At 40.8% G+C, this 22,333-nt stretch carries 16 protein-coding genes and 1 pseudogene; 8 read left to right on the forward strand and 9 right to left on the reverse strand.

What is annotated here, in order from left to right; translation table 11 throughout:
• Positions 1 to 6: 6 nt before the first annotated feature.
• The 4 genes from H6G18_RS18185 to H6G18_RS18200 form a co-directional block, all read right to left on the reverse strand.
• The gene (locus H6G18_RS18185) at positions 7 to 255 is read right to left on the reverse strand and encodes a hypothetical protein (RefSeq protein WP_190408507.1); all 249 of its coding nucleotides are present in this window, start codon (positions 253 to 255) and stop codon (positions 7 to 9) included.
• A complete protein-coding gene (locus H6G18_RS18190; protein WP_190408508.1) occupies positions 252 to 1,790 on the reverse strand; it encodes a DUF11 domain-containing protein in 1,539 nt (512 codons plus the stop codon). The genes H6G18_RS18185 and H6G18_RS18190 overlap by 4 nt, the downstream gene beginning before the upstream one ends.
• 193 nt (positions 1,791 to 1,983) lie before the next feature.
• A complete protein-coding gene (locus tag H6G18_RS18195; protein ID WP_190408509.1) occupies positions 1,984 to 2,526 on the reverse strand; it encodes a DUF11 domain-containing protein in 543 nt (180 codons plus the stop codon).
• A 93-nt stretch (positions 2,527 to 2,619) separates the two neighbouring features.
• A complete protein-coding gene (locus tag H6G18_RS18200; protein WP_190408510.1) occupies positions 2,620 to 5,193 on the reverse strand; it encodes a beta strand repeat-containing protein in 2,574 nt (857 codons plus the stop codon).
• A 504-nt stretch (positions 5,194 to 5,697) separates the two neighbouring features.
• Between H6G18_RS18200 and thrC the strand changes: the two genes are divergently transcribed.
• Positions 5,698 to 7,002 (forward strand): threonine synthase, encoded by a 1,305-nt coding sequence (gene thrC / locus H6G18_RS18205; RefSeq protein ID WP_190408511.1) that lies wholly within the window; start codon positions 5,698 to 5,700, stop codon positions 7,000 to 7,002.
• Positions 7,003 to 7,060: 58 nt separating this feature from the next.
• Positions 7,061 to 7,336: a MoaD/ThiS family protein gene (locus tag H6G18_RS18210; RefSeq protein ID WP_190408512.1), complete on the forward strand. Its 276-nt coding sequence runs from the start codon at positions 7,061 to 7,063 to the stop codon at positions 7,334 to 7,336.
• 63 nt (positions 7,337 to 7,399) lie between these two features.
• On the opposite strand, the pseudogene H6G18_RS18215 reads toward H6G18_RS18210, so the two are convergent.
• A pseudogene (locus tag H6G18_RS18215) lies at positions 7,400 to 8,308 on the reverse strand (LysR substrate-binding domain-containing protein).
• Between the two features lie 159 nt (positions 8,309 to 8,467).
• Here H6G18_RS18215 and H6G18_RS18220 point away from each other — a divergent pair.
• Positions 8,468 to 9,355: an aspartoacylase gene (locus H6G18_RS18220; RefSeq protein WP_190408513.1), complete on the forward strand. Its 888-nt coding sequence runs from the start codon at positions 8,468 to 8,470 to the stop codon at positions 9,353 to 9,355.
• Here the strand turns inward: H6G18_RS18220 and H6G18_RS18225 are convergent.
• Together H6G18_RS18225 and H6G18_RS18230 are read right to left on the reverse strand one after the other, a co-directional pair.
• Complete coding sequence (locus tag H6G18_RS18225; RefSeq protein ID WP_190408514.1) at positions 9,352 to 10,233, reverse strand: succinate--CoA ligase subunit alpha; 882 nt, start codon at positions 10,231 to 10,233, stop codon at positions 9,352 to 9,354. The genes H6G18_RS18220 and H6G18_RS18225 overlap by 4 nt on opposite strands.
• Before the next feature lie 50 nt (positions 10,234 to 10,283).
• On the reverse strand, positions 10,284 to 11,519 hold the full coding sequence (locus H6G18_RS18230) for a succinate--CoA ligase subunit beta (protein WP_190408515.1): 1,236 nt from the start codon (positions 11,517 to 11,519) through the stop codon (positions 10,284 to 10,286).
• Between the two features lie 700 nt (positions 11,520 to 12,219).
• Between H6G18_RS18230 and H6G18_RS18235 the strand changes: the two genes are divergently transcribed.
• The gene (locus tag H6G18_RS18235; RefSeq protein WP_242040401.1) at positions 12,220 to 13,980 is read left to right on the forward strand and encodes a hypothetical protein; all 1,761 of its coding nucleotides are present in this window, start codon (positions 12,220 to 12,222) and stop codon (positions 13,978 to 13,980) included.
• A 161-nt stretch (positions 13,981 to 14,141) separates the two neighbouring features.
• On the opposite strand, the gene H6G18_RS18240 is transcribed toward H6G18_RS18235, so the two are convergent.
• Positions 14,142 to 15,194 (reverse strand): FecR family protein, encoded by a 1,053-nt coding sequence (locus tag H6G18_RS18240; protein ID WP_242040403.1) that lies wholly within the window; start codon positions 15,192 to 15,194, stop codon positions 14,142 to 14,144.
• A 356-nt stretch (positions 15,195 to 15,550) separates the two neighbouring features.
• Between H6G18_RS18240 and H6G18_RS18245 the strand changes: the two genes are divergently transcribed.
• Positions 15,551 to 16,927: a hypothetical protein gene (locus H6G18_RS18245; protein WP_190408518.1), complete on the forward strand. Its 1,377-nt coding sequence runs from the start codon at positions 15,551 to 15,553 to the stop codon at positions 16,925 to 16,927.
• 75 nt (positions 16,928 to 17,002) lie between these two features.
• On the opposite strand, the gene H6G18_RS18250 is transcribed toward H6G18_RS18245, so the two are convergent.
• On the reverse strand, positions 17,003 to 17,821 hold the full coding sequence (locus H6G18_RS18250) for a sulfurtransferase (RefSeq protein ID WP_190408519.1): 819 nt from the start codon (positions 17,819 to 17,821) through the stop codon (positions 17,003 to 17,005).
• A gap of 85 nt (positions 17,822 to 17,906) precedes the next feature.
• Here H6G18_RS18250 and H6G18_RS18255 point away from each other — a divergent pair, with 85 nt between their 5' ends.
• The 3 genes from H6G18_RS18255 (at position 17,907) to glmU (ending at position 22,174) form a co-directional block, all read left to right on the forward strand.
• Positions 17,907 to 18,803 (forward strand): tRNA (5-methylaminomethyl-2-thiouridine)(34)-methyltransferase MnmD, encoded by an 897-nt coding sequence (locus H6G18_RS18255; protein WP_190408520.1) that lies wholly within the window; start codon positions 17,907 to 17,909, stop codon positions 18,801 to 18,803.
• A 618-nt stretch (positions 18,804 to 19,421) separates the two neighbouring features.
• Positions 19,422 to 20,666 (forward strand): HD domain-containing phosphohydrolase, encoded by a 1,245-nt coding sequence (locus H6G18_RS18260; RefSeq protein WP_190408521.1) that lies wholly within the window; start codon positions 19,422 to 19,424, stop codon positions 20,664 to 20,666.
• A 152-nt stretch (positions 20,667 to 20,818) separates the two neighbouring features.
• On the forward strand, positions 20,819 to 22,174 hold the full coding sequence (gene glmU, locus H6G18_RS18265) for a bifunctional UDP-N-acetylglucosamine diphosphorylase/glucosamine-1-phosphate N-acetyltransferase GlmU (RefSeq protein WP_190408522.1): 1,356 nt from the start codon (positions 20,819 to 20,821) through the stop codon (positions 22,172 to 22,174).
• The last annotated feature ends 159 nt before the right edge of the window (positions 22,175 to 22,333 follow it).

Here is a 22,333-nt window from a genome sequence, read left to right on the forward strand (position 1 = left end):
TTCCCCCTACTGCTTGCGCGTGTATTCTGATTGGATTTTCCACCACCTTTTACTCCCCACAACTCCTTCTGTTATTACTTTACTTGGACTTGTGTGTACACCGTAGCTCTTTATAGAGGAAGGATTTTCCAAATCCTGTGAAAATTCCGGGTTATCCTGCATTTCAGCATGAACTATTGCCGGATACAAGACCAAGCTTAAAGCCCCAGCCATTGCTCCCGTTAACCTCAAATTGAGCATATTTACAGGTTTCATGGCTTAACTACCTCCTCTGAGATGGGAGTAACTGCAAAGTTCATCCTGACTAAGCCACCAGGTTCTAGACGCACCAGACGGGATTGGCTATTGCGTTCACGGAATTTTTCGTTGGGTGCTAGTTTGTAACCAGGAATGCTACTTAGGTCTAAAACTCCGGCGTGGCTTCCGGGTAAGACATTGGCTAAGGAGAACAAACCATTGGGGTCTGTAGTGATGCGGTTACCGTCTTGGAGGAAAATTACGGCGTTAGGAATTCCTGCTTCCCCTGGTTGCTGTTCGCCATCAAAGTTTTTATCCTCAAATACTCGACCGATGATAGTACCGCAATCAGCCACTATTCCTGGGCGAATCCTCAGTTGATGTGTTGCGGGGCCATCTTTGATACTAAATCTGTTGTCAGCGCGTTGGGCATTAACGATCGCACTATTACGACCTGTACCACGTAGGGAATCGGCTGTGAGTTGGGCAGCGTAAGCAATATTAATTACTTTCCCAACGGGAATATTGGCATCTGTGCGGAGGGTAACTGTACTGCCATTATTAATAGGGGTAACTGTCACTGATGTACCGTCTATTTCACCCCGTACAGATTTAAGAATAAAGTTAAAGCCTAAAGGTAAACTATCCGTAATTACTACATTATTTAGCGGGACATCTGATAAATTTTTGACTGATAAGCGATAAATCACAGTATCACCTGGTTCAGCCGCAGCGCGATCGCCTGTTTTGATGATCTGCACCTGATTCGCTTGACATAGATTGGTAGTAAATTCAAAGGCTAATAAGTCCAGTCCTACTACTTCGGCATTGGGAACTAAAATCACTGTACCTTCTACCCTTGTTTCCCCTGTCAAACTGATTGGTTGACCATCTAAAGAAGTAGCTAGATAGCTGACAACACCGTTATTTACTGCGCCTGTGCGATTAAGAATTTCAATTTTGATTCGTCGTTGTTGATAAATAGAATTAGGTGGAGGATTGACTACAAAAATGTAATTTCTACCAGGATCAGTTTGACCCCTATTAGGGTCGAGAAGAAAGTTATAGACACCAGCCGGATTATTAGTAATAAAGTATGGGTTACTATTTTCAATATTTGGACTTTTACCCCCTGGAATATTATTACTAGGAAGATCAGGCAATTCTGTTCGAGTTAAAGAAACTAATTGTCCTAATTCTGTACCAGTTGGATCACTTGGATTAGGTTCATATACACCAACAGAAAAACCTGTATAGTCAGGTAATAATGTACCTGCACAACCCAAAATTCTTCCTAATGGGTCAACTAAAGGGCCAGGATTGATATTAGTTTTAATAGTTAATCCTTGATATTGATTATTGCTAGCAGTATCTTGATAAGTATAATTAGCTTGGTTTGTAAGATTGACAATACGAGTATCTTGAGCCGTCACAGGTGTAGGTACGGTAGTATGCAATAAGCTTCCAAGAAGAAGAGTTGCAGTCAACTTCTGATACCAGTTACTGCTAAAGTTAATGAACTTTTTTTTATGAGGACGAATCACTGAATTCATCTCCTTTGAAGCGCCCTGTTATTTATGAATAAAGCCATTTATTTATATAAATATGAGCCATCTTCATCGCAATGAACAATGGCTAACTGTTGAGTAAAGGTTGTAATGAAAATTCAAAATTCAGAAAATGAAACTTCAGATGGAATTTCCATGTTGAAATATTTTAATTTTCTCAATTATGAATTACGAATTATTAACGTACTTGTGTTAAATAAGTGGCTTTGACTGTAGTTTTTGCCGCTACAGATGGAAGTTGCAAACGGATGTTTGTATAAGCAGTAGCTGGTGCTGGTTTGATTTCAACTTTGCCGTTGGGGAGGGTGATTTTTACTGTCGGATTCTCAACAAAACTACGCCCGCCATCAATGCTGTAGGTAACTTTGGTTTCTTTGTTGGTAATGTCCACAGATTTCAGCACGTATACCATTCCTTTGGGAATTGGTTGATTGAGAGTCAAATTTTTGATTGGGCGATCGCTTCTATTTTCGCCATTCAATGTATAACGTAATACATCACCAGGTTGCACTACAGCTTTACCTTGTAATGCTTGCCATACAACCTTTTGTTTACCCTGCTGATCCTTGGTGATAACTTGCTTTTCCGCTTCTAAACGCAATTGCAACTGTGATTGATTTTGAACACTCTGAGCAACCACACTTGCTGGAACATAATTGATAAAAGGTACAGTAGCAATCAACGCAAATGCACCTATACCCGCGATAAAAACGCCTTTCATGATAACTAACCTCAAAAGTTTATTTAGATATGATTCCCATGTTTGTAGTCAGGACTTTAGTCCTCAAGTCCTAACTACCAGTTTTGCCAAAACTTAATTAACTCTGCGTCGGAAGGTAAACGTTCTTTGTTGACCTGGTGCTACCTGACCTGTGACACTGTTGACATATCTGGTCACATCAGTATTTACAGTAGTTCCAGTCTGGTCACTACCGGAGGTATTAGCAGGATTACCATTGAAGAATTGGATAGTGCCATTGGGGTCAGTAGCTGAACCGATAATGTTGCTGGTATCAATCTGACCATTATTATCATTGTCCAATGCCCAGTTATTAGGACTAGTCACACCATTTTCATTGATGATTACATTGCTGGCATTCAAGATGATGTTACCGTTACCAGATTGTGGCTCGGAAATGTTGCTGTACTGAATCTGGTATTCAATAATGTTTCCAGGCACAGGACGCTTATCAGTATCACTGAGTTGACCATCCGCACCGGCTACAGGTTGCCCATTCTGGTCTAAGATTCTCGACAGTTTCCGCAGTTTCAAGAAACCAGTATATACACGGTCAATAGTTGTATTACGAACTGTTTCTGCACCTAAGCCAGGAGTAGCATCATCGACAAAGGCAGTAATGGGAACTGGGAAACCCCGGTCAATATCTGTAGATAACGGTGTACCATTTGGTAGGTCAATTTCTACACCGTAGTTAACATTTGTGCCGGCTGGTACGTTAGGAATAGTGATGTATTTAGTTGTGGCATCGATCGCCGATTGATCATTTGTGGTGTCAGGGTTGCGATCAAGGTCAAATAGGAACTCAGATCCAGTCCAATAGTATGATCTAGATTCAGAACCATAAGTAATGGTTACTAAAGTACCCACTGGTAAATCAGCATTGTTTCCTGCGGGTGAATTACTTGCAGGTGGAATAGGTACTAAAGAGTAGTTACTAGGATCACTACCAGTATTCCTAATGGTGTTGGTGAAGCCTACTGGTTGTGGGTTGAGTGTAGAAAGTGGTGCTGTACCTGCTGGGACTAAAGAAGATTTGTTCGTAAAGTCATCGTTTGTCCCACCAGATGGGCCAATGGCGTTGGGTGCATTCACCGGGCCATTAATTACTGCTGAGGCTACAGGGGTTTCTATCGTGAAGATGTTGGCTTCACCACCGTCGCCTACACCAGTGTTATCGTTATTGCCATCAACACCTGTCTCTGGAATAGCTGGATCATTAATAAAACCATCATCAACAGCATTGGGGGGTAAACTATCAGGGACACCATCACCATTGATATCTGTAAGACCAGGTAGATTTGGTGTCATATTCCCAAATTGACCATTGAAGTTACTGGGGTTTTGGTCACCAGACTCATCATAAACAGGGAAGTTATTGCCTGGAGTTTGACCAAAGACTTGGGCAATGTTGGCAACATTTAATGGTGAGGTTGCACTAGATTCCACCGCTAATTGAATGGAAAAACCAGTTACTGTTTGATTAGGTGCAACAGATGTAATGACATTAGAGTCATTGATGAAACCAACACGGGTGACTGTAGCTAGGTTGGCTGGTGCTGTTGTTGTCCACGCAGCAGTATCAGCATTTGTGGCAATTGAAGATATTGTATAGACTGGTATCCATCCACTGGGGGCTGTTACTGATGCTAAATCTGTGCCTGTAGGGATAGCATCGGAAATCAAGATACGCTGCACATTAGGCGTACCGTCAAGGTTAATACCTCTACCTTCCAAGGCGGCTGGAGTGATACCTTGTCCTGTAGGGTCGCTCCCTTCAACTCGCAGGCTTAAGCCGTATGTAAGTGTATCGTCTGTAATTGAGTTAGTCGTTCCTGCATTGTTGTAACCAGTCCGAGTCTTAAGAATGGTAGCTAAAGAGTATGTCTTAACCAGACCACCAACTTGAACATTGATAGAAGTATCACTCGCTTCTCTGGTTCCATTGACAGGTTCGCCAGCAACTTCACCAGTAACACTACCATCAGGATTATCTACAGTGTAAACGTCACCACCGTCAGGACTACGCAAGACGTTTTGAGCATTACCAGGGGTATTACCTAAGCTAACGGTAATAGTGTCACCATTTTGAGCGCCTGGCTGTACGGTAACTGGAACTCTGACTAATACCTGACCTCCAACCACAATGTTTGGTACTATGGCCTCCGAGCCAGTAATGGTAATCCAGTTTGCACCATTATCTATACTATATTGCAGATTGTTGGGTGTACCGCCGTTGGGTAATGTGCCGGAAACCGTGGCTGGCCCAGTTGTTCTGGCTAGGTTGGGTATGCGGAATTGGGTGGGGTCGTTACCTACGTTGGTTACGGTATAGTTAAAGATTAATAAATCACCAACTCCGACATTACCACCGTTATCATCTACTAAACCCGTATATTGAACCGTAATACCTGCTACTTCCGCGACAGTTACAGTTACGGTATTGGAAGTTGTATTAATTGGTGTGTTTGGATTGTTGGGGTCTTCGTAGGTAGCTGTGGCTTCGTTGGTGATAGTTGTACCAGCTGTAGTTCCCTCAGCCAGTACAGGCGTAGTCAATAATGGGAAAATGCCGTTAGCCAAGAATGCTGTAGCGACCAAAGCCCGATAGAATCCATACTTCTTAGTCTTACCATTAAGATTATTCATTCGCTTGGTGTAATAGCTTGGTAAATGTGGTACGAGTTTCGCCTTGGTATTAGGAACTAACTCCAATGCAACCTGAGTTGCTGGAAATAAGGCTTTACCTTAGCGGTGATTTTCTGTAATAAGCTATCTGTAACTAATGCTTGTTTGATTCAGTTTTATGTACTGACACTAAAGTAATTAATTGTCACAGAGCGATCGCTCAACAATAGAACCTTAATTCACAGACATCGGATCTAAAAACGGTCTAAACACGGTTATTAGAATCTTTATTCCCTAAAAAAATCAGTAATTTAACTTAAAAATACGGCTACGTTACTTATGACAAAAAATAAACTTTATATTTTATCTAAGTAATTTCTGTGTTTTTACCAGTCAAAAACCCCAGAAGTAGTCTATGTAAAGATTAAAGTAATCCCGACAAAAATAGTCGGGTATGTTTGACTAGTATTTTTGCCCGTGTTACTATCAATCGCAGTTGACGGACAAACAGGGAACGCTAGTTTTATGACGCAGGCAACATCCACACCTATCCAAACAACCAACGCCATCCTCTCAGCCTTGAAGTGTAAGGAATGTGGCGCAGAATATGAACTGAAAGCTACTCATGTCTGTGAGCTTTGCTTTGGGCCTTTGGAAGTGAAATATGACTACAATGCCTTGCGTCTCTCTGTCACCCGCGAAAAAATCCAAGCCGGGCCAAATTCAATTTGGCGCTACCGTCCTTTTCTGCCCGTCACAACTGACAATGTAATAGATGTGGGAACAGGTATGACTCCCCTGGTTCGTTCCCATCGTCTCGCCCGTCGCCTGGGTCTAAACAAGCTTTACATTAAAAATGATGCGGTGAATATGCCCACCCTCAGCTTTAAGGATCGGGTGGTGTCCGTCGCCCTTTCTCGTGCTAGGGAGTTGGGCTTCACTACAGTTTCTTGCGCTAGCACAGGTAACTTAGCCAATTCTACAGCCGCGATCGCAGCTCATGCCGGTTTAGATTGTTGCGTGTTCATCCCCTCAGATTTAGAAGCCGGTAAAATCCTGGGCAGCTTAATCTATAGTCCTACCCTCATGGCTGTGAAAGGCAACTACGACCAAGTAAATCGTCTTTGTTCGGAAGTTGCTAATACACATGGCTGGGGTTTTGTCAACATCAATTTACGCCCCTACTATTCTGAAGGTTCCAAGACATTGGGCTTTGAAGTTGCAGAACAACTAGGTTGGGAACTACCAGATCATATAGTTGCACCTTTGGCTTCTGGTTCACTGTTCACCAAGATTTATAAAGGCTTCCAAGAGTTCGTCGAAGTTGGCTTGGTGGAAGGGAAGAAAGTCCGCTTCAGTGGCGCACAGGCTGAAGGTTGTTCACCCATCGCCCAAGCATTTAGAGAAGATAGAGACTTTATTAAACCAGTTAAACCGAATACAATTGCTAAATCAATTGCGATCGGCAACCCAGCAGATGGTGTTTATGCTGTTGAGATTGCCAAGAAAACAGGCGGTAATATTGAATCAGTAAATGATGCAGAAATTATCGAAGGCATCAAGCTACTAGCAGAAACTGAAGGCATCTTCACAGAAACAGCTGGTGGTACAACCGTTGCTGTGCTGAAAAAATTGGTGGAAGCTGGCAAAATTGATCCAGATGAAACTACCGTGGTTTACATTACTGGCAATGGTTTGAAAACCCAAGAAGCAGTACAAGGCTACGTTGGCGAACCTTTGACAATTGATGCTAAACTCGATAGTTTTGAACGTGCCTTAGAGCGTTCTCGTACCCTCGATCGCTTAGAATGGCAACAAGTTCTTGTTTAGTCATTATTCATTAGCAACTGAAAAATGACAACTCACAACTGACCACTATTAATTAACTATGGCTGTAAAAGTTTTAGTCCCTACTGCTCTACAAAATTTCACAAATAATCAAGCTGCTTTAGAATCTAGTGGTAGCAGTATTGCGGAACTCTTAGATTCTTTAGAAAAGAGCTTTCCTGGTATTAAATCACGATTGTGCGATGACAACGGACAGCCACGACGCTTTTTGAATTTGTATGTTAATAGCGAAGACATCCGCTTTTTAGATGGGACAGCTACACCTCTGAAAGACGGTGATGAAGTAAGTATCGTCCCTGCTGTTGCGGGTGGTTGATTTACCGGAAAAGCAATTTCTTCTCTGCTCCTTAAATCCAAGGAGCAGAAAATTTTTATAAAATTAGCAATTCTCCATTTCCACCACATCCTTTGTAGCTTGCAAAAAATTCTGCAAAATGAAGGATGAATCATCACTACGCCAAACAGCAGCTATTGGTCTAGTTAGGCTTTTTCCTTGTATTGACCTATATACAACTCCGGCTCGTTGTAAGTTCTGAGCGTTGGCTGGAAGTAATGCTAAACCTACGCCCCCAGCAACTAAACTAAGTACTGTAATCATCCAAGTTGCTTCTTGGACTACTTTTGGTGGAAAACCGACTTCTTGTTGATAAAGCTCAATAATTTGACTATAGGAAAGTACTACATCTGGTGAAGGTAGTACAAATGGTTCATCTACTAATGCTTTGAGAGGAATTTTTGTTTGATTTGCTAGAGGATGATTTTCTGGTAAAGCAATGACGATTGACTCTTGCAAAATCGGCATAAAACTCAATCCAGCATCGTTACCATTGAGTCAGCAATCAAAACCAAGATCAATTTGCCGATCGCGCAATTGTTGTGCTTGTTGTGAAGACATCACCTCACATAATACTAATTGTACACGTGGATAGCGATCGCGGAATATTCGCAGAATATTTGGTAAAACACTATTAGCGATGGAACTATTCACCGCCACTACCAAGCGCCCAATTTCTCCCAAACTAGCTTGACGTGCAGAGATAATTGCTTGCTCCAAAGTTGTCAAAACTAAACGTGCTTCTTCTAAAAATACTGTTCCCGCCACAGTTAAGCGCAATGGTCGCTTATTACGCTCAAACAGTTGCAATCTTAATTCCGCTTCTAGTGCTTGAATTTGCTGGCTTAGAGGTGGCTGGGCAATACTTAAGCGTTCCGCCGCACGACTAAAATTTAGTTCTTCCGCCACAGCAATAAAGTACCGCAAATGTCGAATTTCAATCATTACTGGCATAACTATATTTTTTACATATAATTCTAGTAACCAAATCGCTATTGCACATAGTATCAATATTAGCTATGGTGCTAATACGATAACAATTTAATAGCATAAATAATCGATTATAAAAATAATAATTTACTAGTAAACCTTTCTACATTAGAGGAGTCATCCATGCAAAAAATCAATCGTGTTGCTATTGTTGGTGGTACTCATGGAAATGAATTTACAGGTGCATTCCTGGTTAAAAAGTTTGAATATTTTCCTGATTTAATTAAAAAATTCAACTTTGAAATTTTGACTATTTTAGGTAACCCCAAAGCTTTTAAAGCAGGTAGACGTTATATTGACAAAGATTTAAATCGGCGCTTTCTAAGTGAAAATTTACAAAACACTACTCTTGCAAGCTATGAAGATATGCGAGCGAAAGAAATAGCTGAAATTTTAGGAGACAACAATCAAGCCGCAGTAGATGTAATTGTTGATTTACATAGTACAACTGCCAACATGGGTTTGAGTATTATTTTAGGTAATCAACATCCATTCTTATTAAAATTATCGGCTTATCTAAGTGCAATTAATCCTTTAGTAAAGGTTTGCCATACTATCCCAGAAGAAGGCAGTAATTTTCTACGTTCTCTTAGTGAATTAGGTTTTGTGATTGAGGTAGGGCCTGTAGCTCAAGGTGTATTAAATGCAGATTTATTCCAAAAAACTGAGCAACTGATTTATACAATTTTGGATTATTTAGAAAGATATAATCACGGCGATATTCCAGAAATCAATAATCCCCTAACTCTGTATAAATTTATGAGTTTTGTAGATTACCCAAGAAATGAAAATGGTGAAATTCAAGCAATGATTCACCCTGATATTCAATATCAAGATTATGAGCCGCTAAATCCTGGTGATCCTCTATTCTTAACATTAGATGGTAGAGCGATCGCCTACGAAGGCACATCAACCGTTTACCCGATTTTTATTAACGAGGCTGCTTACTACGAAAAAGGAATTGCCATGCTGTTCACCGCAAAGCAACTCCTTTCAATTTCCCCAGCTTAGGGTATTGCTTTTTTCAATAATTCAGGAATCAGAGAAGGACGTTCAGCCACTGGAACTTCTGCTGCTTCAAATGCTGCAATTTTACTTTGGGCTGTGCCGAAATTAGGCGGACGACCAACAACGGTTGCTAAAGTCCCAGTTTGTCGCCAAGTTTTTCCCGGTGGTGCTTGTCTTCCGGCGATATAGGCAATTACTGGTTTATCAATGGCTTCAGCAATGTACCGTGCGGCTGCTTCTTCGCTACCCCCTCCTGGTTGTCCTACTAATACGATCGCCTCAGTACTGTCATCTTCATCGAGAATTTGCAACCATTGCAGAAACGACGAACCAACGATCGCATCACTCCCAATACTGACACTAATTGATTGCCCCAAACCGGCTTTTGTTAATTCTCGCGCCACTTCATAAGTGAGGGTGCTGCTACGGCTGACAATACCTACTACTCCAGGTGTATAAAATTCACTGGGCTGAGTGCCTAAGAGGATTTTCCCTGGGACAATAATCCCCGGACTATTCGGCCCGACAACTAAAGTTTCATCGGCTTCAGCTTTGCGGAGTAATTCCACCATATCCAAAGGCGGCACACCAGCAGAAATAATGATAATCTGACGGATGTGGGAAGCGATCGCTTCTAAGGCCGCATCTAGCACTTGATAGGGGTGTACACAAATAATTGTCGTGTCAATGCTGCCAAATTGCCCTACCACCTCTTCTACCAAATCAAAAACTGGCAGATGATCAAGTTGCTGTCCACCACTTCCAGGCTGAACACCAGCAACCAAATTTGTACCATAAGCTTTCATCTGGGCAATATGACTCGCTGAAATGAATTCACCGAAGCCTTGAATAATAACTTTACTATCTGGCGTTAAGTTCATAAAGTCGGGAACTGAAGAATTTTAGATTTTGAATTGAACAATCTCAAATTTCAAGAAACTTTTTTATAAGCGGGTGCTTTAGTCAACCGGACTGCTGTTGCTACTGCTGAGTCTAAATCTTCTACTAATATCAGTCCATCGTCATGAGTTTGTAAGGTAGCTAAAATATCTTTGGCTGCATTTAACTCAGAACCGGCTAGACGGATAACTAATTGCGGTGACTGGGGCTGACGACGGTTCTTGCTACCATTGGCAGTTGTGACCAAAGCCGGGGATTCACCTTTATTGTTCTGTACAAATTTGACGATCGCTTGTGCCGTTTCTTCAGGTTGAGGAATACTTCCTAGTAGGTTAATCAGGATCACCTGAGTATTTTTATCCGCCGCCAAGGTGTTGAGGCCTTTTGCTAGGCGATCGCAAAATGTAGTTGGTAACGAATCAGTAACTGTCGCGTGTCGCAGATTCAAACAAATTCCTGGTTTACCGCCACCATCAACTACTAAATCATAAGTTGCCATGATGGAACCAGTACCATTGCCTAAAATGCCGATTCTGCCATGCTTTTCTACACTATTCCAGTCACCCAACCGCCCATTGTTGGAACTTCTTTCATAATGATGATGGACTATTTTGGCTGCCATTGCAGCAATTTCTGGATGCCTGCCAATCGCCCGTTCGTTGACTCTGACTTTACCATTGAGAGCCATCACTTCACCAGAAAGGTTGACACCCAGAGGGTTAATTTCTACCAAGTCCAGGTCTTTCTGCACAAATAACTGATACATTTTTTCTAAAACTGTGCTGACCGACTGCATCAGCGTACCTTGCAGACCCATTTTTAAAGCCAGTCTGCGAGCATAAAAAGGTGAAAATTCTTGCTCGACCACCACATACTGCATTTTTTGGTCAGCTAATTCCAAATCAATATCCGCTTCTGTGGAACCTAGAAGCACTGGACGACAGACAGCAGTATCTAAAACTACAGCTAAATAAAATTCTTGGTGAGCATCATATTTAGATTCTGCCAATAAAACCTCTGGTAACTGCCCCCAGATGGACAAATTAAATATAGTTTGAGCAGCTGCGATCGCATCGATTGTGGTTTCTACCATTCTCACACCACCGACCTTTTCCCTTTCCCCTGCATGGACTTGCGATTTCAGCACAATCGGATAGCGAATCTTCAGGCGTTTTATATCTGTAGGATGGTCGATTCTTTGGGATGGCAATACAGGAATGCCTATTTTCCCAAACCATTCTTTAACTTGATACTCTAATAAATCCATTGTTATGCACCTTATAATATTTATACTTCCAGAGAATTTCTATGGTGCTATTTCCTATTTTGTTATCGCACCTTCATCGCATAATCAAGCTTTCTACCACTATTAAAACTTATTTTTCACGTATCAATTTTATCGGATTCCCTAAATGAAGCAAATTAATTTTTGAGATTAACTCCTGAGTTTGTATTCAGATGAAGTTATCAATACTATCAGTAAATATACAGTTGTACAACAACTGTTGGAAAAAAGAGGTGCGGAACTTAGGGACTAGGGGCTAGTGGGTAAATAAGAGAGACTTTCGTGTTAAATAGTGATGTTTTTCCATAATTAGCTTTTGATAAAAAGTGCTATATAAACATAATCTTAGCCTCTAATCTCTCAGCCCTAAGCTCTATCCTCCAACCCCTACCCTTTTTTCTCCACACTCAGAAAATCTATTATGCCCATTTTAAAATTGTAATTTCTACTACAGGTGAGATTATAAAATTTAATAATCAACATTCTGAAACACTAATACAACTAATCATGTTTGATTATTTTTCTTTTGGTGAAAACTCAGAAGTTGTGTTAAAAAGTTGGTCTATCAGATTTTACGGTTATGGTTGGTTACACAGTGCATCTGTATTCAACAAACGAACAGCCTTCTTTTTCTGCTCTCACTGATACAAGAAATAATATAGAAGACCAGCAGGAAAGCTCTATGAAAGTGGCAGTCCAGCAGGAAGATTTACAGCTATTAAGCAGAACTTTGCAAGAACAATTTCTTGCCGAAGTTCCCTCTGGTGAATTTTTCCAAATTAAGTGTGCGGTAAACAAAGACGAGTTAATGATTTTGGCTCAACATCCAGTTAGTGTCAAAGCTCATACTGAACAAATTTTTGCAGTACTTGAAGAAGCACTACAATCCTTACCACCTTATCGGGATCAGCAAGTCCAATGTTTTCTGAGAATATCGGGGGAAAAACTCCCTTATGCTAAACGTTCCCTGACTATGAAGGGACATGGACTGTGGGAAAACCCAGTCATTCACAAAGATGTAGAAGATGAAGAAGCAGCATCTTTTTCATCCTTAGCATTTCCTCTGGGTTATTCATCATCAACTGATGCAGTCGAAGATGAAGAAGAAGTATTTGATCCCTTAGCGGGTACGCCAGATTTATTAACAACCCCTCATAAACGCCCACTGAAACCAATTATTTTAGGTACTTTGGGGGGAATCGCTGTCTTAGGTAGTGGTGGTGCTTACCTAATAACTCGTCCTTGTGTAATGTCTGTGTGTCAAGAGTTCCAAGCAGCTCAACAACTTAATACTCAGTTTAGACAATTGGTAAGTCGTGCTAAGTCTGAAAAGGAATTAGCAGGAGTACAAACCCAACTAGAAACAACCAGTACAGCCTTAGCCGTAATTCCTGGTTGGTCGTCTTATTCCCAGCAAGCAGCAGAACTCAAAACCAGTCTGTCTGGACATTCAGAAAAAATTAACCAAGTCATCAAAGCTTTGCAGGGGGCTTCAGTCGCAGAGCAGAAGATGCAAACGCCCGCTAGTAGTCAAGCAGAATTACAAGAGAGACAACAACTTTGGCGACAAGCGATAACGCCATTGGAAGCAATCAGCCCGAATAATGAACTATATAGACTAGTACAGCCTAAGTTACTCAAATATCGTATTCATTTGCAGACTATCAATCAGCAATTAATCACTCAAGAAAAATGGGTGAAAAAATTAGCGGATGCTAAAGGTGTAGCCAGTGTAGCTAATAAGTGGGAAACCACAGCCAAAACTTTGCAAGATTGGCAAAAGGTGCAGTCTACTTGGCAAGTAGTAGTCAATGCTTTGAATATCATCCCTCCGTCGAGTCCCGCATCTCCAGAAGCACAACAACTTTTACTAGAATATAAACCAAAACTAGCAAGAGCGCGCGATCGCGTCACCATAGAACAATTAGCAGCCAGAAGCTACCAACAACTTCTTGGTATAGCCAGCCAAGCCAAAGCCTACGAACAAAAACAAGAATGGCAAGCAGCAGTTATCTATTGGCAGCAAGCTTTACAGACTGCTAAACAAATTTCCAACAATAGCTTGTATTACAATCAAGCTCAAAGTTTAATCGCGCCATATTCAGCCTCTCTCCAGCAAGCACAAGAGAAACTACTGTTAAATAACAGTTGGCAACAAACCCGTGCTGATTTAAACAAAACTTGTTCTAGTGAACTTAAAATCTGTGACTTTACCATAGACGATAAAGGAATCAGCATCAAAATTACTCCTGAATACGAACAAGTATTGCAAAGTAGTATTTCTGAAAGCAATGCTCAAGATTCCAGTTCTGCGGTTGGTGTTGCTAATCATTGGCAAAGCTTACAAGGCGCTTTAACCGTCATTAGCGAAAATGCCAACTTGCCTTTGTTTATCTACAATGCTCAAGATCAAGTAATTTATATGCGAACACCAGGAGAATAGCAGCTAGAGATTAAATTACTGATACCAATTCAAAATTCAAAATACTCTACGGGTAGGCTTACGCCTGTGTAGTAAAGCAAGCTAAAAAATTCAAATAGGTTATGAGTGCTGAAACCCTTCTGAAAATAATAGAGAGTACTCAGCACTCAGAATTTAAGGTTTTATGGTGGTGGTGGTGGCTGTGGTGGTGGGTCTGGGTCTCTGGGTGGTGGTGGGTCTGGGTCTCTGGGTGGTGGTGGGTCTGGGTCTCTGGGTGGTGGTGGGTCTGGGTCTCTGGGTGGTGGTGGTGGGTCTGGTTCTCTGGGTGGTGGTGGGTCTGGTTCTCTGGGTGGTGGTGGGTCTGGGTCTCTCGGTGGTGGCGGGTCTGTATTTATATTCTCATCAACATCATTCCCAAATTGTTGAGCATTGTTGAACAGAATCTCTCCTGTTTCTACTAACGAATCGACCAGCAAACTATCTGCCATTGAATCATTTTTGTCAATGTCTTCAGCTAGGACATCAGAGGAACTAGTACTTAGGTCTAAAAAAGCAGGGTTTTCCATCACCCCTTGACCTACAACACGCTGTTGTGTTGCCAAAGCGGAGGTTATTTCCGCTTGTATAGCTGGATCTATTGTTGCAGAAGCATCTGATCCGGTTAAATTTAAACCCTCAGTCAAATCACTTGTTTCATAAAAATTTTTTAGATCAAAATCGTATAAACCCTTAATTTCACCTTTGGCAAGGACTACAAGTTGTCCTGCTTGTAGTGGTTGAGTTTGAGATGTATCCTTGTTAGAAACTGCTATGCCACTATTTGTCAACGCACCGATAATTGTCGTATCGGTTTTTTGGTCATAACGAATGAATAATGCAGAGCCACGAATGGCGGCTGTTGCACTTGGTGTTTGGATACGTGTTTGTCCCCTTCCTGGTGGAATGAGCAGTAATACTGTTCCATTAGATAATCTAAAATTCCGAGTCCTTGGCATAAATTGGAACACAGCTTGTTCACCAACCCGTGCCAAAGAGCCATCGTTAAAACGCAAATCTGCCAAAGAAGCGCGACCAGTAGATAATCCATCTCCTGGAATAATGGCATCTGCTTGTTGTGCTGGACGCTTATTCTTAGAGGTTCTTTGAATCAATTGCACAAAGTTACGAACACTCTGAATCTCAGCACGAGTCAAAGGTGTATTGGCATTTACCTGATTCTGCGAGATTAATACCATCACCCCGCACAATCCAATGGAGAATAATGGGAACAGGTTCAAACGCATAGTTGTGAATTCAGCAAAATTTAACTGAGATTAAGCCAGAAAAAGCAATTTACAGCTTTTCTCGATTATTTGCACTACATTTTTATAGGATAGAGAAGCTAGAGGCTGGGAGCTACAGGCTCAGGTAATGTATCTTGTCCAGATGTAAAGCACTGTCAGTTTGATAATTCTTTTGTTATCAATTTTATGCTTTAGTTTTAGTTTATTTACAGTAAAAATCTATCTGGATTTTCCTTTATTAAACAGAATATAAGATTGGATACATTTAAGTATAATATGAAGACTAATATTTAAATCCATCCATCAAGATGTATTTTCAAGGCTGGAAAAGTTTTTTCTTGACGATTTTGGTAGTTTCTAGCAGTGCAAGCAGCTATTGTATTAGCGCAAATGCAGTATCGGTTAAATACTCTGATAGATTATATTCTCCAAATAAGTTAGGCAAAAAAGAAATTAATGTTGATATTACCAAGAAAAATCATGTAATATCCTCAACTAGTAATATAGAAGCAGATAATTATCAATTGCCACGGTTGGATATGTTTGACATGGTATCTATACAAGAGATGCCATTAAATAACATAGAAACAAAAACGCTAACTGTTCAAGCTATTCCTATTACTGAAAATACTTCCACATCCATCGATAGCCAAAGTGTTAGTCAAGACAATAATGAGCCTCTACCGTTAGAAGGACAACCTAACAGTTTTCCTCCACCCAATCAAAAACCGATAGAGAAGTTGTTAGATTCACCTCCAGTAAATAACAACGAAAGGCTAGAGAGACTCAGGCGGAGATTGCGAGAAACAAAACAGCCAAATTCAGAAGCAGAAAGTTATCGAGAATTAGGGCTGCGGGTAAGAGAAAGAGCTTTACCACCGCCAATTAAACAACCACCACAGCCACCAGTAGAGGAACCTAAAGCTAAGTTCAAACCCATAGGTTCTCTGCAAGCTTATGTAGGCTATTTTCACTCAGATAACATTTTTTCATCTGATATTTCACGTATAGAGGATGGCTTATTTTTTTATGGACTGAGGCTAGTCTCAGCATATTTTCCTTTAGGAGGGCAGACTTATTTAAATGGATCTATTGATGGTAATTTGATTCGTTATGTGGATCAATCAAAATACAATTACAACCAATTAGTATTTAATCTAGGAATTTATCAACAGTTATCCAAGCGGATGTATGGTGAACTTGGTTGGAGTAATCAACAGTTGTTTTATGCTAAAAATAGTGATGTCTTCCAAGCAGGCGATCGCTTCCTCAATGAAAACTCTTTACACTTATCTTTAGGGAGAAGAGATCCTCTCACTGACAAACTAATGCTAGATAGTTTTTACCAGTTGAGTTGGAAATTAGCTGACCCAGATAATCGCAGTCGGATAATTAATTCTTTCTGGTTATCTTTAAGTTACTACCTACAAAAACCTCTACAGGTTGGTTTAAACTACCAGTTGAATTTGTCAGACTTTACAGAACGCGATCACCCAGGGTGGGGCGTAACCCATCGCAATGACCAGTATCATCGCTTATATGGAAGCGTAATTTACCGTTTATCTAATTCTAGTACAATGAATCTTCAGACTGGCTTTAGTTTTGGCGATTCGACAGCCAGTAACATTGATTTTGAAAGCTGGTTTTTGAATATTAACTATAGTTTAAAACTAGGTGAGTTTTAGATTTAGGTAATAGTCAACAGTCAATAGTTGAAAGCTTAATAGAAAGATTCTGGACTATGGACTAATGACCAAGGACTAATAACTAATCCAATCGCTCCAACTACCTGCATAAAGTTTACCTGTATGAATACCGGCTAACTCTAAAGAGAGCAAATTGACACAGGCTGTCACACCAGAACCACAATAAACTAAAATTTCTTCAGCCTTGTCTAGACCTTCCCATCGTTGGCGGTTTTCTTTTGGTGAAATTGAGTTGCCATTAGTATCTGTTAATTCCATCCAAGGATAGTTTACCGCTCCAGGGATATGACCTGCTACTTTATCAATTGGTTCTCGTTCACCCCGGTAGCGATCGCTTTCTCTAGAATCTACCAAAACTACTTTTGGTAAATCTTTACGATTTTTTACAGCTTCAATATCTACTAACATTTGTGTTTGTATTTGCGGAACAAAGTTAGCTGTTCTGGGTTGAGGAATGATATCAGTAATAGGATAGCCTGCTTGTTGCCATTGGCTAAAGCCGCCATTTAGCACTGCAACTTTTTCATGTCCGAAATAGCGTAGTAACCACCAAAGACGAGATGCAAAAGCAAAGCGAGAGTCATCATAAGCAACAACCAGAGTTTTTTGGAACTCGACCCCAATAGCTGCTAACTTCTTAGCTAGGTCATTAGGGTTAGGTAAAGGATGTCTTCCACCATGCTCACCAACTGGACTAGAAAGATCCAAATTTAAATCTAAGTAATAAGCTCCTTCTATATGACTTGTTTGGTACTGCTGTTTTCCAAGCTGTGGATTGGCTAGGGAAAAGCGACAATCGACAATGACAACTTGCGGATTTTGCAGGTGTTGCAAAAGCCAACTTGGTGAAACAACAAATTGAATATTAGCCATAACAATTCAAAAATCAACATTCAATAATTTCTTCCCTTGTTTCCCTGCTTCATTTCAACTACAAGTATTTATACTCATCTAACTCATGGCAAAATTTGAAAACTTTGTACCAAAAGCAACAGCAGATGGTTCTTTTACCTTTTTCTCCCAAGAATTTAATGAAGATTTTCACAGTCATTTTGGAGCCAAGCAGGAAAGTTTTTTCAAGTTTGTTAGTCCGACTCAACTGGCTATGGCTGCTCATAAACCAGTTTTGCGCTTATTAGATATTTGTTATGGTCTAGGATACAACACAGCTGCCGCTTTAGAGACAATTTGGGCTGTGAATCCCAATTGTTATGTCGAATTAATGGGCTTAGAACTGAATCTATCTGTACCGCAAGCAGCTATTGAGCATAAGTTATTCGACAATTGGAAATACGAATATACAGCTATTTTGAATAAATTAGCTTTTGAGGAACAAGTGCAAACAGATCGCCTCAAGGCAAAACTTTTAATTGGTGACGCTAGAAAAGCCATTGGTAGAGTACATCAGTTAGGTTTTCTGGCGGATGCTATTTTTTTAGACCCCTTTTCACCGCCTCAGTGTCCCCAATTATGGACTGTTGAATTTATGCAAAAAGTAGCACTGTGTTTACACGAGGATGGCTTACTTGCAACTTATTCTTGTGCGGCTGCGGTACGTGCAGCACTTTTGACAGCAGGATTACACATAGGCTCAACTCCACCAGTCGGTAGGCGATCGCCTGGTACAGTAGCGGCTCATCCGCAAAACTCTGAACTCAACACACACATAGCACTTCCCCCTCTTTCTCAAGCTGAGAAGGAACATTTATTGACTCGTGCAGCCATTCCTTACCGCGATCCGCAACTGAATGATCAAGCTCATGTCATAGTGCAGCGCCGACAACAAGAACAACAAGCGAGTTCACTAGAACCTACATCCCGTTGGCGGAAACGGTATTTACCTCATCAGTACTGAGTCTTATGTAAAACCTTACCAGAGACTATACGTAGTAGCATCGATTTCTGAGAACGTAAAAACAGTAATTATACTTAGGTAAGTGTAGTTTGCAAAGTTTTATTGAAAGATAGATGTAAAAGTTTTAACAAAATTTCCAAATTTTCTTAAACAACTTGAAGTGTGAATGTTAACTTTGTATAATTTATGTGTTGTAATATACTAAAAATACTGTCAATTAAAGCTCTATGATGATTGACTTAAGTTCAGAAAAAAAATAAATACTTATTCTGTGTCAGCAAAATCAGAAGAGAAAAACTCCAACCTCCCAACCTATATATGGATTGAACAATCATGATTTTTTCTGGCGCTATTATGTTAAGAAATCTCCGTAAAAAACCTGATTTAACATTTGTGAAAATTCATCATACTGGAGCAAGAAGCAGTGAAGTTGAGAGAAGAATTATTTTCACCATAATTCTTGCTTTTTCATCTCACATAAAAATTCTGGTGTGTTAACTAAATAATCGGTCTTAGAGAGTGTATAAAACTTGTAAAGAGTCAGTTGAATATAATCGTCTACTGAATTCGATGTAAAGTCAGACATTATTAAATTTTTTAAATGATTGGGGTATTTTTGTGATTAAAAGGAGTAGTGATCGTACAGGCTCTACTGAACATAATGTTAGTGCTTCAGACCCCTCAAACAAATTAAATAGTATTAATTCAAATCACATCCTGGGATTACATGAAACCAAAGATAATTCCTTGGGATTATCTAAAGACAATTTTATGATTGCGGAAAGCAAGCAAACTACCGCTTGGCTGATACCTAGTATTAATTCTGATTACGACTCTCTAATCTCTGGAACAATACAAGCCCAAATTTCCCAAGTGAACGGCTTTGATGCAGAATCGCCGAAAATTTTAGTAGTTGATGACCACAGTGCTAGTCGGATGACTGCTGTTGCCCTTTTAGGTATGGAAGGCTACGCAGTGATTGAGGCAGATAGTGGTGCTGCGGCGATAAAATTGGTAAGACAACAACAACCCGATCTAATTTTGTTGGATGTGATGATGCCGGGAATGGATGGGTTTGAAGTTTGCCAATTACTCAAGCAAGATGAACAGACTCGATTGATTCCCGTAATCTTTATTACAGCTTTAAATGATAGGCGATCGCGCATCCGTGGTATTGAAGTAGGAGCAGATGATTTCTTAAGCAAACCATTTGACCGTGTGGAATTAGTAGCCCGTGTGAAATCTTTGGTACAACAAAAGCGGTTGAATGAAGATTTAGACCATGCAGCACAAGTACTATTTTCTATAGCTAGTGCCATTGAAAGCCGTGATCCTAATACTGGAGACCATTGTGAACGCTTAGTTAGCTTAGGACAAGCTTTTGGTGAATACCTGAATCTCTCACGTTACCAAATTCGAGATTTGATGTGGGGTGGTTATCTTCACGATATTGGTAAGGTAGGGATTCCTGATGCAGTGCTTCTGAAAACAGGCAAACTTACCCCTGAAGATTGGGTAATTATGAAGCAACACGTTTTAATCGGGGAAAAAATCTGTCAACCTCTACGGAGTATGCAGGGTGTAATTCCCATCATTCGCCATCACCATGAACGTTGGGACGGTTCAGGTTATCCTGATGGACTCAAGGAAGATGAAATTCCCTACCTAGCACAGGTATTCCAAATCATTGATATATATGACGCATTGACTAGCGAACGCCCCTACAAAAGAGCTTTTACCCCAGAAGAAGCATTATGTATCATGCTTGATGAAACAGAATCGGGATGGCGTAATCCCAAACTCATGCAGCAGTTTGCAGAGTTTATTCTTTCACGCCAGAAGGGAGTGGAGAGTGAGGCGTAAAGAGATGAGGAAGAAAGATATGCGAGTTTAGTAACGAAGAAATATGATTTTCCCTCATCCCCCTCATCTCCCTCATTAGCTGGTATGATTTGAGCCTAAATCTCAAAGTACCAAGCGCAAGAGCGCTATTTATTGAAAGCTAATAGCTAATTATGGTAGTTGTAGCAATACTAGCAGCAGGACGCGGCACAAGAATGAAATCGGACTTACCCAAAGTTTTACATTCTTTGGGTGGGCGATCGCTAGTCGAAAGAGTTATTGCCAGTGTAGAACCGCTTTCACCTTCACGGCGGCTTGTCATTGTCGGTTATCAAGCTGAACAAGTTAAATCAGGTCTTCAGTCTCCCATTTTGGAGTTTGTGGAACAATCTGTACAGTTGGGAACAGGTCACGCCATCCAACAATTACTCCCCTACCTTGATGGTTATACAGGGGATTTGCTAGTACTTAATGGTGATGTGCCTTTGTTACGCACTCAAACCTTAGAACAGCTATTACAAACACACCAAACAAATCAAAACGCTGCCACCATCCTGACAGCGCACCTACCTCATCCCAAAGGATATGGGCGGGTTTTTTGTAATGGTAACAATATTGTCCAGCAAATTGTTGAAGATAAAGATTGTTCTCCCGCCCAAAGGCAAAATCATCGGATTAACGCCGGAATTTATTGCTTCCGTTGGGAGAATTTAGCCCAAGTACTGCCTCATTTGCAAGCAAACAACGCCCAAAAAGAATATTATCTAACGGATGCTGTTACTCAGGTTGGTCAGGTGATGGCGGTAGACGTAGAAGATTATCAAGAAATTTTGGGTATTAATGATCGCCTACAATTAGCTACAGCCTACGAAATTTTGCAAAGGCGAGTCAAAGAACAATGGATGATGGCTGGTGTCACGCTCATAGACCCTAATAGCATCACAATTGATGACACCGTAGAATTACAATCGGATGTGATTATTGAACCCCAAACCCACCTCCGAGGCAATACGGTAATTCAAACAGGGAGCCGCATCGGGCCGGGAAGTTTAATTGAAAACAGCCAGTTGGGTGCAAATGTGACAGTCAAGTATTCTGTGGTGACAGATAGTATTATCCAAGACGGAACCAGAATTGGCCCCTACGCTCATTTACGCGGTCATGCCCAAGTCGGTGTTAATTGCCGTATAGGTAATTTCGTAGAGTTGAAAAACACAGAGTTAGGCGATCGCACAAATGTAGCCCATTTATCCTATTTGGGTGATGCTACTGCGGGAACTCAGGTAAATATTGGCGCAGGGACAATTACGGCTAATTACGACGGCGTGAAAAAACATCGGACAAAAATAGGCGATCGCACTAAAACTGGCTCCAATAGTGTATTAGTTGCCCCAATCGCCTTGGGCGATGATGTCTATGTAGCAGCCGGTTCAACTATCACCGAAGATGTACCTAATGATTCCTTGGTAATTGCTCGGACTCGTCAGGTGGTAAAATCTGGATGGAGAAAGAAGAGCGCGGAATGCTGAGCAGGCTTGAGGGGGCAGGGAACAGGGAGAAAGGGAGAAAACATTGGGAGCAACGCGAAAAAGTGAGATCCTCGTGAAATAAGCAGGGGGGCAGGGGGAGCAGGGGGAGTAAAGAGATATATTAGTACTTTTTGCTACCGAAACAAATTAGTTATACAC

Source organism: Anabaena subtropica FACHB-260, assembly GCF_014697105.1.
Taxonomy (GTDB): Bacteria; Cyanobacteriota; Cyanobacteriia; order Cyanobacteriales; family Nostocaceae; genus Trichormus; species Trichormus subtropicus.

Coding starts and splice junctions, on each gene's coding strand:
- H6G18_RS18185 (WP_190408507.1), bottom strand. CDS start 255: ATGAAACCTGTAAATATGCTCAATTTGAGGTTAACGGGAGCAATGGCT.
- H6G18_RS18190 (WP_190408508.1), bottom strand. CDS start 1,790: ATGAATTCAGTGATTCGTCCTCATAAAAAAAAGTTCATTAACTTTAGC.
- H6G18_RS18195 (WP_190408509.1), bottom strand. CDS start 2,526: ATGAAAGGCGTTTTTATCGCGGGTATAGGTGCATTTGCGTTGATTGCT.
- H6G18_RS18200 (WP_190408510.1), bottom strand. CDS start 5,193: ATGAATAATCTTAATGGTAAGACTAAGAAGTATGGATTCTATCGGGCT.
- thrC (WP_190408511.1), top strand. CDS start 5,698: ATGACGCAGGCAACATCCACACCTATCCAAACAACCAACGCCATCCTC.
- H6G18_RS18210 (WP_190408512.1), top strand. CDS start 7,061: ATGGCTGTAAAAGTTTTAGTCCCTACTGCTCTACAAAATTTCACAAAT.
- H6G18_RS18220 (WP_190408513.1), top strand. CDS start 8,468: ATGCAAAAAATCAATCGTGTTGCTATTGTTGGTGGTACTCATGGAAAT.
- H6G18_RS18225 (WP_190408514.1), bottom strand. CDS start 10,233: ATGAACTTAACGCCAGATAGTAAAGTTATTATTCAAGGCTTCGGTGAA.
- H6G18_RS18230 (WP_190408515.1), bottom strand. CDS start 11,519: ATGGATTTATTAGAGTATCAAGTTAAAGAATGGTTTGGGAAAATAGGC.
- H6G18_RS18235 (WP_242040401.1), top strand. CDS start 12,220: ATGAAAGTGGCAGTCCAGCAGGAAGATTTACAGCTATTAAGCAGAACT.
- H6G18_RS18240 (WP_242040403.1), bottom strand. CDS start 15,194: ATGGTATTAATCTCGCAGAATCAGGTAAATGCCAATACACCTTTGACT.
- H6G18_RS18245 (WP_190408518.1), top strand. CDS start 15,551: ATGTATTTTCAAGGCTGGAAAAGTTTTTTCTTGACGATTTTGGTAGTT.
- H6G18_RS18250 (WP_190408519.1), bottom strand. CDS start 17,821: ATGGCTAATATTCAATTTGTTGTTTCACCAAGTTGGCTTTTGCAACAC.
- H6G18_RS18255 (WP_190408520.1), top strand. CDS start 17,907: ATGGCAAAATTTGAAAACTTTGTACCAAAAGCAACAGCAGATGGTTCT.
- glmU (WP_190408522.1), top strand. CDS start 20,819: ATGGTAGTTGTAGCAATACTAGCAGCAGGACGCGGCACAAGAATGAAA.